Here is a 15,687-nt window from a genome sequence, read left to right on the forward strand (position 1 = left end):
TCCAGTGTGCCCCGTCCGCAGGAGTGCTCCCCTCCGGGTGGTGCGTCGTGCCCGGTCAGGACCCCGGCCCGGCTGAACAAGTCGGTGGTCAGCATCCTCAAGACCCACCGGTTCGCCCGGCAGATCGCCGGTGCGGAGCTCTCGGTCACCGAGACGCTGCCGTTCCTGCAGACCCTCGCCGAGCTCGACCTCGGGCCGTCCCAGATCGACATCGGCATGCTCGCCGCGACGTACCGCGAGGACGACCGTGGTCTGTCGGTGGCGGAGTTCACCGCAGAGGCCGTCGCCGGTGCCACGGGCGCCGACAAGATCGAGCGCCGTGAGGGCCGGGACGTGGTCCTGTACGGCTTCGGCCGTATCGGCCGGCTCGTGGCCCGGCTGCTCATCGAGAAGTCCGGCTCGGGCAACGGTCTGCGGCTGCGGGCCATCGTGGTGCGCGGGGGCGGCGAGCAGGACATCGTCAAGCGCGCCTCGCTGCTGCGCCGTGACTCGATCCACGGCCAGTTCCAGGGCACGATCACCGTCGACGAGGCGAACAGCACGATCGTCGCCAACGGCAACGCCATCAAGGTGATCTACGCGAACGACCCGTCCGAGGTCGACTACACGGCGTACGGCATCAAGGACGCCATCCTCATCGACAACACCGGCAAGTGGCGCGACCGCGAGGGCCTGTCCGAGCACCTGCGCCCCGGTATCGACAAGGTCGTGCTGACCGCGCCCGGCAAGGGCGACGTCCCCAACATCGTGCACGGCGTCAACCACGACACGATCAAGCCGGACGAGCAGATCCTGTCCTGCGCGTCCTGCACCACGAACGCGATCGTGCCGCCGCTCAAGGCGATGGACGACGAGTTCGGGGTCCTGCGCGGCCACGTCGAGACGGTTCACTCGTTCACCAACGACCAGAACCTGCTGGACAATTACCACAAGGCCGACCGTCGGGGCCGGTCCGCGCCGCTCAACATGGTCATCACCGAGACCGGTGCCGCCTCCGCCGTCGCCAAGGCGCTGCCCGACCTCAAGGCGCCGATCACCGGCAGCTCGATCCGTGTCCCGGTCCCGGACGTCTCGATCGCGATCCTCAGCCTGCGGCTCGGTCGTGAGACCACTCGCGAGGAGGTCCTCGACCACCTCCGCGACGTCTCCCTGACCTCGCCGCTCAAGCGCCAGATCGACTTCACCACGGCTCCCGACGCGGTCTCCAGCGACTTCATCGGCTCGCGCCACGCCTCCATCGTCGACGCCGGCGCCACCAAGGTCGACGGCGACAACGCGATCCTCTACCTGTGGTACGACAACGAATTCGGCTACTCGTGCCAGGTCATCCGCGTCGTGCAGCACGTGTCCGGCGTGGAGTACCCGACGTACCCGGCTCCGGCGGTCTGATCCGGTCTGATCGCGGAAGACGAAAGCGCGGGGCGTGCGGGCCCCGCGCTTTCGTGTGTCCTTGGTGTGTCAGCGGCGGGTCAGCTCGATCCTGTACTCGCGCGTCCGCGAGCCGTCTTCGCCGGTCACGGAGACGATGTGGGCCGTCCTGCCCCCGGCGGCGTCCGCCCGGACCGTCACCCTCGCGTAGGGGTCGCGCGGCGTGGCGGTGATCCGGGCCCGGTCCGGGCGGTCGACGGCCACCCGGTAGCTCGTCCGGTCCGGGTCGAAGCCGGCCAGGGGCGCACCGTCCAGCTCGACCGAGGCGGCAGCCGCGTCCGCGGAAAGGCCCGGCGCCTTCGCGTTGACCTCGATCTCGCCGAGGGTGATGTAGCCGCCCGGCCGGGCCGTCATCACGACCCGCACGCCCGTCGCCGGACCGGTCGCCCGCACCGGAACGTCGGCCACGGGCGTTCCCTCGGTGCCTACCGCGACCTGATCGCTCGCGTCGGACCAGGTGCCGTCGGCCCCTCGCACCTGCACCTTGAGCGACTCCGCGAAGCTGGCGTTGGTGCCGTCGCGGTGGAAGTGGGTCACGACCCGGGTCACATCGCGGGCTTCCGGCAGTGTGAAGGTGATGGTGTCGGACGGGTTCTTCGTGCCGGACCTCCAGTTCGACCAGGCCTTCTCGGACGTGGTGCCGTTGCGCAGGCCCTCGGCGGAGTAGCCGCTCTCGGTGTAGGTCGCACCGACCGTCACACCTTCGTCGCGCGCGGCGTTGGTCTCCTCGGGCGCGGTGACCTGGACGCGTACGCTCGCCGCTGCCGTGTCTCCGCCGGGGATGCGGGCGGTGCCGCGCAGGCTCACCACGCCGGTGTCGTCGAACGCGCCCGCGGGCACGGGGTCCCATGTGACGGGAAGGTCGGCGGTTGTGCCGTGCCGTCCCACGCCGGTGACCGTGGCGGGCAGGTCGGGCCGTCCGCCGGTGTAGGTCTTGGCGCGGGCCGGCCGGGTGGCGGCGATGGTGTCCACGGTGACGACCGCCTCGGCCCGGACGGTCCGGCCGAGGGCATCGGTGGCCCGGCCCTTCACGCGTACCGTCCCGGGTTCGCGCCAGCGTGAGCCGGAGGGCAGCGTCCACTCGACGGGCAGCGCGCCCCGGGCGCCGTCCGGGAACACCGGCTTCACGGTCCTGGGCAGTTCGGGGGCGCGCCCGGGGACGGTGAAGGCCTTGGCCGGCTCGGTGCTGAGCACCGTCTCATCGGTCACGCCCCAGCGCTGGTTGGCGTTGGAGGTCGGGAGGTAGGCCGAGACCCGGGCGCCGTCGGCCGTCGACTGGCCGACGACATCGAGGAGACGGCCCGTCGCGGCGTTGACGAAGGTCCAACTGCCGTCCCCGGTGGTCGACATGATCCAGCGTGCGGCCGGTGTGTCCCCGTCCTCGAGTACGGCCCCGTCGTCGCGTACGGCGAGGTGCCTGCCGTCCGCGGCGTTGACGAGGGCGTAGCGGTCACGGTTGCCGTCCCCACGCGTCAGCCGCTCGACGGACCAGAGCTGGGACCTGGCGGCCGGGTCGGTCGTGCGCACGACGACGCCGTCGCCCTCGGCGGACGGCGCCAGGGACTTGCCGCTCTGGGTGCCCTGGAGGCGGTAGACGTGACCGGGCTGGATGAGCGCGGCGTCCTTCGCGGTGCCGGACACGCCGTCGACGAGGAGGGTGGTCACCGACTTGGCGGGGACCGTCACGGTGGCGGAGTCGTCCTCGACCTTCACGGGTGTCCCCCGTACGAGGGCGCCGTCGTTGCTGGTCACCACGGGCGTCACAGTGGCACCGCGGGCGACCCGCCGGAACTTCGTCAGGTCCAGGGTCACCGCACGCGGGGTCGTGCCGTTGTTGACGTGCACCACCGTCGCTCCACGGCCGGACTTGCGCAACGCGGCGACGCTGGAGGGATCGTCCACCTTGACGAAGTGGTCGCCGGGGCGGATGTGATGGGTGAAGTTGCGCAGGGTGTGGAATTTCGTGTTGGCCTTGACCGGGCAGGTCTCCAAGGTGTCCTTGGAGGTGCAGTTGAACGGGATGTGGATGCTGCCCCAGTTCTTGCCGGCCTGCGCCTGGGGGATGGAGTCCTCGACCGGCTGCCACAACACCCAGGCGGAAGGCTCCAGTTCACGGATGTCCTCGACGACCCGGGTGGCGATGCCGAGTCCGGGTTCCATGCCGGTGAAGTCGGTGCCGGTCCCCCAGGTGCCCTCGACCTCGCTCATCCAGAACGGCTTGTCGGCGGCCTTGGCGCTGTCGCGGGCGCTGGTGCGCATGCCGGTGCCGTAGGTGTGCACGTTGAGCTGGTCGACGGCAGCCCGGGCTGAGCTGTCGTAGGCGTTCCAGTTGCGGACGAAGGTGCTGGGGTTGGTCTCGTCCATCGCGGAGACGGTGGCGCGGGTTCTCGCCTTGTCCAGGGCGCGTTGCAGGGCCAGGACGACCTTCTGCTGGAGTTCCGGACCGGCGTGCGCGCCTTCCTGGCGTCCGCCGGTGGGCTGTCCGTCGGCGCCGATCTGGGTGCCCCAGTAGTTGGTGTTGGGCTCGTTGAGCGGGGCGATGGTGTCGAACGAGATGCGGTGCTTCTTCTCCAGCTGGTCGGTCACCTTCACCAGGTAGGCGGCGAAGTCGTCGACGCGGTCCGCCCGTATCTGATCGGTGCCCGCGTCGAAGCCGCCGGAGACGTAGCCGCTCACGGTCTGGAACCAGGGCGGCGAGTTGCTGAACGCCTCCCAGCGGGTCACCTTGCTCTTGACGCGGTCCACCCACCAGCGCTGGCCCGCGTCGGCGGACCAGTCCCAGTGCCCGGGGTCGTCCGGGTTCCACCAGTCGGTGTCCTCCCTGGTGGTGCCCTCGGGAGCCTTCCAGAAGCCGTCCATCGTCGCGCCGGTCTTCATGTAGTCCTTGCGGACGTCGGGGGCGTTGCCGCCGCCGATGTTGTAGCGCGCGATGTTGAGGCGCAGTCCGTTCTCGCCGAACAGCATGTCGGCGAGCTTCTGCCGGATGGGTTCCGGGTAGCGGCCGGTGATGTTGGCGAACCAGACGAGGCTCGTCCCCCACCCTTCGAACTCCTGCTGCCGGTAGGACGGGTCGATCCGTACCGTGACCGCGCTTGCCGGCGGATCCGCGGCGGCAGCGGCGGCAGGGGGCACGGTGAGGAGGCCCGCGCCCAGTGCTGAGGGGACGGTGATCGCCAGTGCCGTCCGGGCGAGGCGATGTCTGCTGGACATGGATTCCCTTCGGGAGCGAACAGAACCGCGCAGAGTCGATCGAGCTTCCCGAATGTTTTAGGACGGCAATCAACACGTCAAGAGGTGGGGCGAGTTGGGAACCGGCACGCTGGTGTGCACGCGGAGGGACTGGGCCGCGGCCGCAGAGCTGCCTGCCGCGCTGTCGCGGGCGGGTGGTGCATCCCGGGGTGGTGGTCGCGACGCTCCCGGGGCCGGTGGCGCCGAAGGCGCAGGCGCGGCCGGTGCCCTTCGACCGGCCGACCGGCATACGCGGGTGCCGCGTCCCGCCTCGGGGACGCGGCACCGCCATGTGACCTCAGTGCTTGAAGACGTCCTTGGTCTTCTCCTTGGCCTGCCGGGCGTCACCCTTCGACTGCTCCGCCTGGCCCTCGGCCGTCAGGCGCTCGTTGCCCACCGCACGGCCGATCGTCTCCTTGACTTTGCCCTTGGCCTGCTCGGCCTTGGCCTTGCCCTTCTGGTCTCCAGCCACGGTTCGTTCACTCCATGTCGTGTCCGACTACGGGGTCACCGCACCGAGTGACCGCGAAAGCGGCAGCTCAAACGTTCCACGCGGGCCGTCGGGCCCGTGAGAGCCTTTGGAGCTGCAGAGCGGATATGAGCTGGGCTGTGTCTACTGGTACGAGAACGGCGTGTGGGCACGAGCCGCGTACCCCGGCATCCTCGACGACGACGGGCTCGACTGCGGTATGAGCCGCTTCGCCGACCGGGCCGATGTGCTGCGCACGATCGCCGACCAGGATCACGGCGCGACATCGGCCCACCACGCCGAGGCCCTGCTGGCCCACGCCGAGAACCACCGGCTGACGCCGGAGCTTCTGATGGCCCTCACCACAGATCCCGGCCGGCGGAAGCGGGACCGGCCGGCCATGACCAGGGCGCTGGAGCGCGCGGGCCTGGACCGGCCGTGATTCCCCGCGGTCAGTGACAGCACCCGTCGGCCCGGGGACCTGGGGTGGTGTCGAGGCGGCAGAAGCAGGACGCCCGGATGGGGACGTCCGCCAGCGCGGTCGCGAGCTTGAGCTGGTGGGCCACGAGGGCCGCCTCGCCGGTCCTGCCCGTGCGCAGCAGGCACTCGTGGAAGCCATGCAGGGCCCAGACGTTGCCGGGGTGCTGGAGGGGGCGGGGCAGGGTGTCGTCGAGGCCGAGGTCGGCACGGTAGACGGCCTCGGCCTCCGCCACGCGGCCCTGCTCCAGCAGCAGCGCGCCGTAGGCGTGGCGGGTGGGCTGCATCCAGCCCCAGGGCTCGTCGTAGGGCAGGTTGTCGTCCAGCTGGATGGAGCGCTCCAGGGCTGCGAAGGCGAGGTCGTACTCGCCCCGGCGGTATGCGAGTTCGCCGTCCAGCATGGCGGAGGCGATGGCGAGGATGTCGTGGCAGGTGTTGTTGAACAGCATCCGGGTCTCGGGCACCCGGCTGACCGCCTCGCGGAAGAGTTCGCGCTCGGTCTCCGCCCGGTCGACCTCGCCGGTGGCGGAGAGGGCGACGCCCCGGGCGTAGTGCCGCATGGCGACGGTCGTCGCGTAGAGCTCCGGGTCGGCGGGGGCGGGCAGCTCCAGGATCTCGGTCCAGCGGCCGAAGCGGATCAGGACGTGGACGCGCATGGCCAGGAACGCCTCCAGCCAGTCGGCCATCGGCGGGCTCTGGACGCGGAGCAGGTCTTCGGGGATGGCGGCTTCCAGCTGGGCGGCGGTGTCGAGGGCGACCTGCGCCTGGCCGAGGAACATCGCGCCGTAGATCTTGAAGTGGTGGTTGTGCGCCCGGTAGAGGGTGTAGAAGTTCATCGCGCCGGCCTGCCGGTGGTACTTCTCGTCGGCGGCGATCGCGTCGCTGTTGGCCGAGACGACCTGGCGGTAGTCGCCGCACAGGACGTCCAGGTGTGAGGGCATGTGGAGCAGGTGCCCGGCGTCGGGCACGAGGCCGCGCAGGCGGTCGGCGACGGTGAGGGCCTGCTCCGGGGTCGGGGACATCTCCATCAGGTGGATGTACAGGTGCAGGATGCCGGGATGCCGGAAGCCCGCCTCGGTGGCGAGGGCGCCTTCCAGCACGGCCCTGGCCTCGGTGGTCCGGGCGCCCTCGGCCGGCCGGCCGGTCCTGAGGTCCCACAGCTGCCACGGGGTGAGGTTCATCGCGGCGTCGGCGTGCAGGGTGGCGATGTCCGGGTCGGATGGCGCCAGTTCGTAGACGACGCGCATGGCGTCGGCGTAGGGCTCGTTCCACACCGAGCAGTCCTCGACGGGCTGCGACTGCGGATAGCGGGCCCGCAGTGCGCCGATGAGGGCCTGCTCGACCGGGGTGGCGCGGGCGGCCTTCTCATGGGCCCTTTCCACGGCGGTGTGCGTACGCTCGACGGTTTGCGCAAGTTCTTCGCCGTCGAAAAATTCCCAGGGCTTGTTGTAGTTCGGGCCGAGCGCGTAGGCGGTACCCCAATAGGCCATGGCGCAGTCCGGGTCGGCCTCGGCCGCCTTTTCGAAGCAGGCGACGGCTTCCTCATGGTGGAACGCATACGTCCACATCAGACCGCGGTCGAACCAGAGTTGGGCGTCGGGAGAGGACGTGGTGACGGGACGGCGGTGTGTGCCGAGATCGTAATAGTCGCCCATGAGTTTCTCCTGGGAAAGCGGCCGGGGCGGTGAGAATAGCGGTTGCGGACACCCTCAGACTTTCGATCGATTTTCGTATGTCCAGATTAGCGTTTTTCATCATGGCTGCCCGCGGCCCCGGGCATGGTGGAAGGCATGACTGACTTTCCGAGTTTTCCGCCCGGCTTCGTGTTCGGGGCCGCGACCGCCTCGTACCAGATCGAGGGGGCGGTGCAGGAGGACGGACGCGGGCCGTCCATCTGGGACACCTACAGCCACACGCCGGGGCTGGTGGCGAACGGGGACACCGGCGATGTCGCCTGTGATCACTACCACCGGTATCCGGAGGATGTGGCTCTGCTGCGTGAGCTGGGCGTGGGCTCGTACCGCTTCTCGATCGCCTGGCCGCGGATCGTGCCGGACGGGTCCGGTGCGGTGAACGTCAAGGGGCTGGACTTCTACTCGCGGCTGGTGGACGAGCTCCTGGACGCGGGGATCGAGCCGGCCGCCACCCTCTACCACTGGGATCTTCCGCAGGCGCTGGAGGACTGCGGCGGCTGGCGGGTGCGGGAGACCGCCGAGCGGTTCGGCGATTACGCGGCCGTCGTCGCGGAGCACCTGGGCGACCGCGTGCCGCGCTGGATCACCCTCAACGAGCCGTGGTGCAGTGCCTTCCTCGGGTACTCCGTCGGCCGGCACGCCCCGGGCGCCCGCGAGGGCCGTGGCGCGCTGGCCGCCGCCCACCACCTGCTGGTCGGGCACGGCCTGGCCGTAGGGGCGCTCCGGGCGGCCGGGGTGCGCGAGGTGGGCATCACCCTCAACCTCGACCACCACCTGCCCGCGACCGGCTCACCCGCCGACCTGGCCGCCGTCACCCGTGCGGACACCCTGCACAACCTGGTGTGGACCGAGCCGCTTCTCGCAGGCCGCTACCCGGCGGCCGAGGAGGAGACGTGGGGTGAGCTGATCGGCGCTCAGGACTACCGGCGGGACGGCGACCTCGAACTGGTCTCCCGGCCCCTGGACTTCCTCGGCATCAACTACTACCGGCCGATCGTCGTGGCCGACGCCCCCTACCGCGAGAGCGACCCGTCGCGACGCGTCGCGACCGACAACCGGTACGCGGAGCTACCCATGCCCGGCGTGCGGCGCACCGCGATGGGCTGGGCCGTCGCGCCCCACACGTTCACCGACCTGCTCGTGGGGCTCAAGGCACGGTACGGCCAGGCCCTGCCGCCCGTCCTCATCACCGAGAACGGTTCCGCGGAGGACGACGAGGCCGGCCCGGACGGTGCCGTCCACGACCCGGACCGGGTCGCCTACCTGCGCGACCATCTCACCGCGCTGCGGGCCGCGATGGACGCCGGGGTGGAGGTGCGCGGCTACTACGTGTGGTCGCTCCTCGACAACTTCGAATGGGCCTTCGGTTACGGCAAACGCTTCGGGATCGTCCGCGTCGACTACGCCACGCAGCAGCGGACGCCGAAGGACAGCTACCACTGGTACCGGTCCATGATCGCCGCGCAGCGGCGGTGACGGGCCCGGTCGGACGCCGGCCAGGAGTGGCGGCGCAAGGATCTCGACCATGGTGTGGGTCCACGCCGGGTGTGCGTGACACAAAGTGCCCACATGGACACATAGGGCACATGCGGCAGGGCGGGCGTCCATCATCTTGTCGTTCGATCGGGGGGCACCTCGGCCAGTGGGCTGGCCCGCCCAACTCCCGCTCCCTAGGATGTACTTCCTGTCCAGCCAGTCCGTTGGCGCGGCACCTTGCAGGGGGAACGATGCACTCCGAGAAGCAGCTGTCCACCGAGATCGACGCGAACGTGCCGACGGCAGCGCGCATGTACGACCACTACCTGGGCGGCAAGGACAACTACGCGGCCGACCGCGCAGCGTGCGAGGAGCTCGACAAGGTCGTGCCCAGCACGCGCCGCCTGGCCCTGAACAACCGGCGCTTCCTCCAGCGCGTCGTGAAGACCCTTTCCGAGGAGTACGGCATCCGGCAGTACCTGGACCACGGGTCAGGTCTGCCGACGCAGGACAACGTGCACCAGGTCGCCCAGCGCATCGATCCCACGACCCACGTGGTCTACGTCGACAACGACCCGATGGTGCTGGTCCACGGCCGTGCACTGCTGGAGCAGGACGAGCGCACGAGCGTCATCCACGCGGACATGCGCGAAACCGACCTGATCTTCGGCCACGCGGACACCGAGCGGCTCATCGATTTCGACGAGCCGGTGTGCGTGCTCTTCAACTCGGTGTTCCACTGCATCCCGGACAGCGACACCGACGGACCGCTCGCGGTGGCCCGCCGCGTACGGGAACGGCTCGCGCCCGGCAGCTTCATGGTGATGTGCCAGCTGGTCAGCGAGGACCCCGAGGTCCGCGCCTTCGTCACGGACTTCATGGACCAGGCGACCCAGGGCCACTGGGGCCGCGTGCGCGAACCGAAGGACGTGGAGACGTACTTCGAGGACCTGGAGATCCTCCCGCCCGGGCTCGTGGAGGTGTCGACCTGGCGCCCGGACACCGAGGTGGCGCCCCGTCAGCTCACCCACGTGTGGATCGAGTTCGGCGGAGTCGGGCGGATCCCCCTGGAGAAGTGACCGTGGTGTCCGGCGCGGGGCGGTCGCCGCCCCGCGCCGGACATCCTCGCGTCAGGGGTAGCGCTGCTCCATCGTCTGCCTCAGCAGCTCCAGCGAGTCACGGGGCTTGAGCGCCTCGTCCGCGAGCCGGTCCAGCGCGATCCGGTACTCCTCGGTCTCGTCGCGGTCCTCGAGGAAGTTCGCGCTCTTGATGTGCTCCAGGTAGACCACGTCGGGCAGATCGAGGCCACCGAAGCGCAGATACGTGATCGGAATGGCCGGTGCCGAAGCATTGGTGACGCTCAGCGGCACGATCTGCAGCGTCACGTTGGGGCGTTGGGCCATCTCCACGAGGTGCGCGAGCTGCTCCCGCATCACCTCGGTGCTGCCCAGGACGCGCAGCAGCACGGACTCGTCGATGATCGCCCACAGCTGCGGAGCGTCGGTCCGCGACACCAACCGGGCGCGGTGCCTGCGCAGTTCGACGCGTCGCTCGACCTCACCGGCCGGCGCGTTCGGCAGGCCGCGCTCCACCACGGCCCTGGTGTAGGCGGGAGTCTGCAACAGGCCGGGCACGTACTGGATCTCGAAGGTACGGATGGTGGCGGCGGCCTCCTGCAGTCCGACCAGCCGGTCGAACCACTCGGGCATCAGCCGCTTGTCGTACCGCTGCCACCAGCCCGGCTCACCGGCCCGCTGCAGCAACTTGAGCAGCACCGAGACCTCGTAGTCGTCGGTGCCGTACAGCTCAAGCAGCGTGCGGACGTCGTTCTCCGTCGGCGGGCGGCGGCCCTTGCCCGACTCGATGCGGGACAACTTCGCGGCACTGAACCCGGCAGCGCGCGCCGCCTGGTCCTGGGCGAGCCCGGCGTCCTCTCGGAAGCCGGCGAGCTGCACACCGACCAGCATCTTCAGCAGAGTCGGCGCCGGCTCGGGCCTGTCCAGGTAGGGTTCCAGACGGGAGATGCGATGCGACGCGGCGGACATCCTGACTCCCAGCAGACCGGCACAAGGGCGACTTACACTATCGCACTTCACCAGGTCTTCACGCATCCACCCAAGCGCCCTGGCAGAAGTGGGGAGTTGGGCTCCGCTTCTCCCCGGGGCGTGACACCGCACGCGAGACGCACCGCTCCTCAGAGCAGGTGGTCGAACTCGCCGTCCTTCGCGCCGGCCAGGAAGGCCGCCACCTCCGCCGACGTGTAGACCAGGGCGGGGCCGTCGGGGTCACGGGAGTTGCGCACGGCGATCCCGCCGTCCACGAGCGGGGCGACTTCGACGCAGTTGCCCTCGGCGTTGCTGTGCCGGCTCTTGATCCAGCAGGCATCCAACGAGCTTGCCTGCACTCCGTTCTTCACTGGTGGCACCGCAGTCTCCTTGCTGTTCTCGTTCCCCGCCGCGCACGGTGTGCCCGGCCGTTCGCCCGAGAGCGGCCGCATCCCTTCGACCGCACTCGTCCCGGCTTGCGTACCCACAACGGCTGGATTTTCACGCAATTTCTCGTGCAATTGCACGCGAGCGCCTTCAGCGTGGATAATAGCTGCGGCGTCAACCCCCGGGCCGACGCCGTGTCCTGACGTCGCATCGGGGAGATGCCGTGTCATCACCTGCGCAGCACGTGCTGCGGCCGCCGAGTGGGGCTGCGGCACACGCAGGCGCACCCGGGGCGAGTCACACCGTGCCGGCCGACCCGTACCCGGTCATGCCGTACGGCATCCCGCCCTCGGTGCCGAAGACACCACCGCAGTTCTCGGGTGCCCTGTCCGCCTCGGCCGCCCTGCGGGTGGAGTGCAGCCGGGAGGGGTTCGCCCGAGTCCGGTCCTTCACCCGCGACACCCTGCACGGCTGGTCACTCGACCACCGCTGCGACGACGCGACCCTCGTCATCACCGAGCTCGCCGCCAACGCCGCGACGCACGCGGCGCCGAGAACGCCCGCTGTGCCGGAGATCCGGCTCGGATTCCTCCTGGATCCCGGTCACCTGCTCGTCACCGTCTCCGACCTCGACGACCACCCACCCGTGTTCGCGCCGACCGGCGTCGCCCTGGAGGAGCACGGCCGGGGGTTGTGCATCGTCGACGCCCTGTCCGAGGAGTGGGGCTGGTCCCCCGGTGCCCCGGCGGGCAAGACGGTCTGGGCCCGGTTGTCGACCCGGCCGGCGACACCCTGTCCACCCATCTGACACGACTGCCGCGGAAAGGCCCCTCGCCATGCGCAGCGCTTCGACGGAACACCCGAGCAGCGAGCGCCCCCAGCGCCCCGACGCCCCCACCGGGACGGCCCGGAACACGCCGCTCACGGCACTGGACCGCGTGCCGTGGGGCGACATCCAGGACTCCACCGGCTCGGCGGCGGCCATTCCCCTCCTGCTCAACGGCATCGCCGGGGGTGATGCCGACACCGCCCGCTCCGCCCTCGACGACCTGCGGAAACGGATCTGCCAGTTCGGTTTCGTCGTGGAGCAGGCGACCGCGGCCACCGTTCCGTTCCTGTGGGAGCTGGCCAAGCTGCCGCAGGTGACCTGCCGTGCCCAGATCATCCGGCTGCTCAAGAGCATCGCCGACGCCCGGCAGTGGGAGAGCACCGCCGCCGTCTATCCGAAACTGCTGAACCATCGGGAGAATCCGGTGGTGTGGGAGCGTGCGGCCCGTCAGGCCGTGCGGGCCCGGCGCGGCGAGCTCGGCCGGCTGCTGGCGGACGAGGACCGTGAGATCGCCCGTGCCACGAACGAGCTGGCCCGCTCGCTGGGCGCCTGAATCCGTCGTACGTTGTGCGGTGAGCAGGGAGCCCCGTGCCGGTCCTCAGACGTGATGAAACGGTGAGAACCCCCTGTCACCATGGGTGATGCCCCTCGCCTCCCGGAGCCCGGCAGTGTAGACATGGCACATGGTCCGACTCTTGGGTCGATCCGGGACTCGATCGCCCCTGCGGCCCGGCGCTGCGCCGTCGGCACGGCAGCGGCGGGAGGCGGGCCCGTCGCGGTGGCAGCCGGTGGCGGGGCTGCGGTCGGTGCTGGGCGGACGCAGCGTCGCCGGACAGGTCTTCCTGCTCGTCGTGGTGATCGTGCTGCTGCTGGTCGTGGCGGCCGTCGTGGCGCTGGTGCTGCAGGTGCGGCACGACACGACGCAGGAGGCCCGCAACCGTTCGCTCGCCGTCGCGGAGACCTTCGCCAACGCGCCGGGCACCGTCGAGGCGCTGCAGGGCCCTGATCCCACCGCCGTGCTCCAGCCACGTGCCGAAGCCGCCCGTGAGCGGTCGAAGGTCGACTTCATCGTCGCCATGAACACTGAAGGGATCCGCTACACCCACCCCAAGCCGGACCGGATCGGGAAGAAGTTCGTCGGAACGATCGCGCCGGCGCTGGCCGGGAAGTCGTTCACCGAGGAGGTCGACGGCACCCTCGGCCCGCTCGTCCAAGCCGTCGTACCGGTGAAGGACCAGGACGGCCGGGTCGTGGGCCTGGTCTCGGCGGGGATCACGACCAAGAACGTCGGCGGGACCGCCGACCGCCAGCTGCCGCTCGTGCTCGCGGCCGCAGCCGCGGCGCTCGCCCTGGCGACGGCGGGTGCCGCGCTGGTGAGCCGGCGGCTGCTGCGCCAGACCCACGGGCTCGGGCCGCACGAGATGACCCGGATGTACGAACACCACGACGCCGTGCTGCACGCCGTGCGCGAGGGCGTGCTCATCGTCGACGACGGGGGCACCCTGCTGCTCGCCAACGACGAGGCGCACCGTCTGCTCGGGCTGCCCGCCGACGCCGAGGGCCGGCACGTCCTCGGTCTGGGTCTCGACCCGGGCATCGCCGACCTGTTGGCCGCGGGCCGGGTCGCCACGGACGAGGTGCACCTGGTCGGGGACCGGCTCCTCGCGGTCAACCAGCGGACCACGGACCGTGCGGGTGTCCCGCCCGGCAGCGTCGCCACCCTGCGTGACTCCACGGAGCTGCGGGCCCTGTCCGGGCGGGCCGAGACCGCGCGCGAGCGGCTCAACATGCTGTACGACGCCGGAGTGGGCATCGGGACCAGTCTGGACGTGACCCGCACCGCCGAGGAGCTCACCGAGCTGGCCGTGCCCCGGTTCGCCGACTACGTCACCGTGGACCTGTTCGACGCCGTACTGGGCGGCGGGCAGCCGAACGCGGCGGCCGCGCTCAGCCGGACCGCGGTGAGCGGGATCCGCAAGGACGCGCCGCTCTATCCGGCCGGGGAGCGGATCAGGTTCGTCGAGTCCTCTCCGCAGGGCCGCAGCCTCGCCACGGGCAGCCCCGTCCTGGAGCCCCGGCTCGGCGAGGCCCCGGGCTGGCAGGCACAGGATGTGGAGCGCTCCGCGCAGATCGTCGCGTACGGCATCCATTCGCTGATCACCGTGCCGCTGCGGGCCGGCACCCTGATACTCGGTGTGGTCAGCTTCTGGCGCTCCGAGAAGCAGGAGCCCTTCGACACGGACGAGCTGGCCCTGGCGGAGGAGCTGGTCGCGCGGGCCGCCGTCTCCATCGACAACGCCCGCCGCTACACCCGCGAGCACAGCATGGCGGTGACGCTCCAGCGCAGTCTGCTGCCTCGCAATCTGCCCGAGCAGGACGCCCTGGAGATCGCCTACCGCTATCTGCCGGCGCAGGCCGGTGTGGGCGGCGACTGGTTCGACGTGTTGCCGCTGTCGGGGGCCAGGGTCGCGCTCGTCGTCGGGGACGTCGTCGGCCACGGGCTGCACGCCGCGGCCACGATGGGGCGGCTGCGCACCGCGGTGCACAACTTCTCCGCACTCGATCTGCCGCCCGAGGAACTCATCGCCCTGCTGGACGAGTTGGTCGGCCGGATCGACCAGGACGAGACGGAGGAGGAGGGCAGCGCCCCGGTCACCGGCGCGACCTGTCTGTACGCCGTCTACGACCCGGTCTCCCGGCGCTGCACCGTCGCGCGGGCCGGACACCCCCCGCCGGCCCTGATCCACCCCGACGGCAGCGTGGAGTTCCCCGACGTGCCCGCCGGTCCCCCGCTGGGGCTCGGTGGCCTGCCGTTCGAGACGGCGGAGCTGGAGCTGGCTGAGGGCAGCCGGCTCGTCCTCTACACCGACGGGCTGGTCGAGGACCGGGAGCGGGACATCGACGTGGGGCTGGAGATGCTGCGCCAGGCGCTGGGCCGGGCCGGGCAGTCCCCGGAGGACACCTGCCGGGTCGTGCTCGACTCGCAGCTCACGGCCCGCTCCAGCGACGACATCGCGCTGCTCGTGGCCCGTACCCGGGCGCTGACCGCCGACCACGTCGCGGAGTGGCCGGTGCCGGCCGACCCGGCCGCCGTGGGCGAGGTGCGGGCGGCGGTCAGCCGGCAGCTGGCCGAGTGGGGCCTGGAGGAGCTGACGTTCAGCACGGAGCTGATCCTGAGCGAGCTGGTCACCAACGCGCTGCGGTACGGCGGCGGCCCCATACGCGTGCGGGTGCTGCGGGACCGCAACCTGATCTGCGAGGTGTTTGACAGCAGCAGCACCTCGCCACACCTGCGGTACGCGACCCTGACGGACGAGGGCGGGCGTGGCCTGTTCCTCGTGGCGCAGCTCGCGGAGCGCTGGGGGACGCGCTATCTGCCCGCGGGGAAGGTCATCTGGGCGGAGCAGTCCCTGCCATAAGCACGATCAGGGGCTTCCCATAAAGTAGCCTTATGAGCTCATAGACCGGACCCTCGTACCGGGTTAGGCATGCCTTAGTTTAAGCTTCCCGTTGAGATCGCTTGTCGCCGCTCGAAGGGAACCTGACCATGCCCCGCCCCCTGCGGGTCGCCATCGTCGGATCCGGCCCTGCCGGCATCTACGCCGCCGACGCCCTGCTCAAGTCCGAGGTGGCCGCCGAACCCGGTGTGTCCAT

12 protein-coding genes are annotated in these 15,687 nt (G+C 70.6%); 7 read left to right on the plus strand and 5 right to left on the minus strand.

Annotated elements, in window-relative coordinates:
- Nucleotides 1-6 precede the first annotated feature (6 nt).
- The gene (locus tag ABT116_RS29925; protein WP_351640311.1) at nucleotides 7-1,389 is read left to right on the plus strand and encodes a glyceraldehyde-3-phosphate dehydrogenase; all 1,383 of its coding nucleotides are present in this window, start codon (nucleotides 7-9) and stop codon (nucleotides 1,387-1,389) included.
- 69 nt (nucleotides 1,390-1,458) lie between these two features.
- Here the strand turns inward: ABT116_RS29925 and ABT116_RS29930 are convergent, their stop codons facing one another.
- On the minus strand, nucleotides 1,459-4,638 hold the full coding sequence (locus tag ABT116_RS29930; protein ID WP_351640295.1) for a glycoside hydrolase: 3,180 nt from the start codon (nucleotides 4,636-4,638) through the stop codon (nucleotides 1,459-1,461).
- Nucleotides 4,639-4,954: 316 nt separating this feature from the next.
- Nucleotides 4,955-5,128, minus strand: a complete 174-nt coding sequence (locus tag ABT116_RS29935) for a CsbD family protein (RefSeq protein WP_351640297.1) — start codon at nucleotides 5,126-5,128, stop codon at nucleotides 4,955-4,957.
- A 106-nt stretch (nucleotides 5,129-5,234) separates the two neighbouring features.
- Here ABT116_RS29935 and ABT116_RS29940 point away from each other — a divergent pair, with 106 nt between their 5' ends.
- Nucleotides 5,235-5,567: a hypothetical protein gene (locus tag ABT116_RS29940; RefSeq protein WP_351640299.1), complete on the plus strand. Its 333-nt coding sequence runs from the start codon at nucleotides 5,235-5,237 to the stop codon at nucleotides 5,565-5,567.
- Nucleotides 5,568-5,577: 10 nt separating this feature from the next.
- Here the strand turns inward: ABT116_RS29940 and ABT116_RS29945 are convergent, their stop codons facing one another.
- A complete protein-coding gene (locus ABT116_RS29945) occupies nucleotides 5,578-7,257 on the minus strand; it encodes a tetratricopeptide repeat protein (protein WP_351640300.1) in 1,680 nt (559 codons plus the stop codon).
- A gap of 135 nt (nucleotides 7,258-7,392) precedes the next feature.
- Here ABT116_RS29945 and ABT116_RS29950 point away from each other — a divergent pair, with 135 nt between their 5' ends.
- Nucleotides 7,393-8,772 carry a GH1 family beta-glucosidase gene (locus ABT116_RS29950; RefSeq protein ID WP_351640301.1) on the plus strand — a complete coding sequence of 460 codons (1,380 nt, stop codon included), beginning with the start codon at nucleotides 7,393-7,395 and terminating at the stop codon, nucleotides 8,770-8,772.
- Between the two features lie 251 nt (nucleotides 8,773-9,023).
- Nucleotides 9,024-9,851 carry an SAM-dependent methyltransferase gene (locus tag ABT116_RS29955; RefSeq protein WP_351640303.1) on the plus strand — a complete coding sequence of 276 codons (828 nt, stop codon included), beginning with the start codon at nucleotides 9,024-9,026 and terminating at the stop codon, nucleotides 9,849-9,851.
- Between the two features lie 51 nt (nucleotides 9,852-9,902).
- On the opposite strand, the gene ABT116_RS29960 is transcribed toward ABT116_RS29955, so the two are convergent.
- Together ABT116_RS29960 and ABT116_RS29965 are read right to left on the minus strand one after the other, a co-directional pair.
- On the minus strand, nucleotides 9,903-10,817 hold the full coding sequence (locus tag ABT116_RS29960) for a helix-turn-helix domain-containing protein (protein ID WP_351640305.1): 915 nt from the start codon (nucleotides 10,815-10,817) through the stop codon (nucleotides 9,903-9,905).
- Between the two features lie 149 nt (nucleotides 10,818-10,966).
- A complete protein-coding gene (locus ABT116_RS29965; RefSeq protein ID WP_351640307.1) occupies nucleotides 10,967-11,197 on the minus strand; it encodes a DUF397 domain-containing protein in 231 nt (76 codons plus the stop codon).
- 206 nt (nucleotides 11,198-11,403) lie between these two features.
- Here ABT116_RS29965 and ABT116_RS29970 point away from each other — a divergent pair, with 206 nt between their 5' ends.
- From ABT116_RS29970 to ABT116_RS29980, 3 genes are all read left to right on the plus strand, one after another.
- Complete coding sequence (locus tag ABT116_RS29970; protein WP_351640313.1) at nucleotides 11,404-12,012, plus strand: ATP-binding protein; 609 nt, start codon at nucleotides 11,404-11,406, stop codon at nucleotides 12,010-12,012.
- 28 nt (nucleotides 12,013-12,040) lie between these two features.
- Nucleotides 12,041-12,586, plus strand: coding sequence for a hypothetical protein (locus tag ABT116_RS29975; RefSeq protein WP_351640309.1), 546 nt, complete (start codon nucleotides 12,041-12,043; stop codon nucleotides 12,584-12,586).
- A 130-nt stretch (nucleotides 12,587-12,716) separates the two neighbouring features.
- Nucleotides 12,717-15,452, plus strand: a complete 2,736-nt coding sequence (locus ABT116_RS29980) for a SpoIIE family protein phosphatase (RefSeq protein ID WP_351640310.1) — start codon at nucleotides 12,717-12,719, stop codon at nucleotides 15,450-15,452.
- The last annotated feature ends 235 nt before the right edge of the window (nucleotides 15,453-15,687 follow it).

Source organism: Streptomyces sp. NPDC002130 (assembly GCF_040296465.1).
In the GTDB taxonomy this organism is placed as follows: domain Bacteria; phylum Actinomycetota; class Actinomycetes; order Streptomycetales; family Streptomycetaceae; genus Streptomyces.

What these genes read in the sequence shown, in the direction of transcription:
- ABT116_RS29975 (WP_351640309.1), top strand. Translation starts at nt 12,041, where the DNA reads ATGCGCAGCGCTTCGACGGAACACCCGAGCAGCGAGCGCCCCCAGCGC.
- ABT116_RS29930 (WP_351640295.1), bottom strand. Translation starts at nt 4,638, where the DNA reads ATGTCCAGCAGACATCGCCTCGCCCGGACGGCACTGGCGATCACCGTC.
- ABT116_RS29945 (WP_351640300.1), bottom strand. Translation starts at nt 7,257, where the DNA reads ATGGGCGACTATTACGATCTCGGCACACACCGCCGTCCCGTCACCACG.
- ABT116_RS29955 (WP_351640303.1), top strand. Translation starts at nt 9,024, where the DNA reads ATGCACTCCGAGAAGCAGCTGTCCACCGAGATCGACGCGAACGTGCCG.
- ABT116_RS29960 (WP_351640305.1), bottom strand. Translation starts at nt 10,817, where the DNA reads ATGTCCGCCGCGTCGCATCGCATCTCCCGTCTGGAACCCTACCTGGAC.
- ABT116_RS29980 (WP_351640310.1), top strand. Translation starts at nt 12,717, where the DNA reads ATGGTCCGACTCTTGGGTCGATCCGGGACTCGATCGCCCCTGCGGCCC.
- ABT116_RS29950 (WP_351640301.1), top strand. Translation starts at nt 7,393, where the DNA reads ATGACTGACTTTCCGAGTTTTCCGCCCGGCTTCGTGTTCGGGGCCGCG.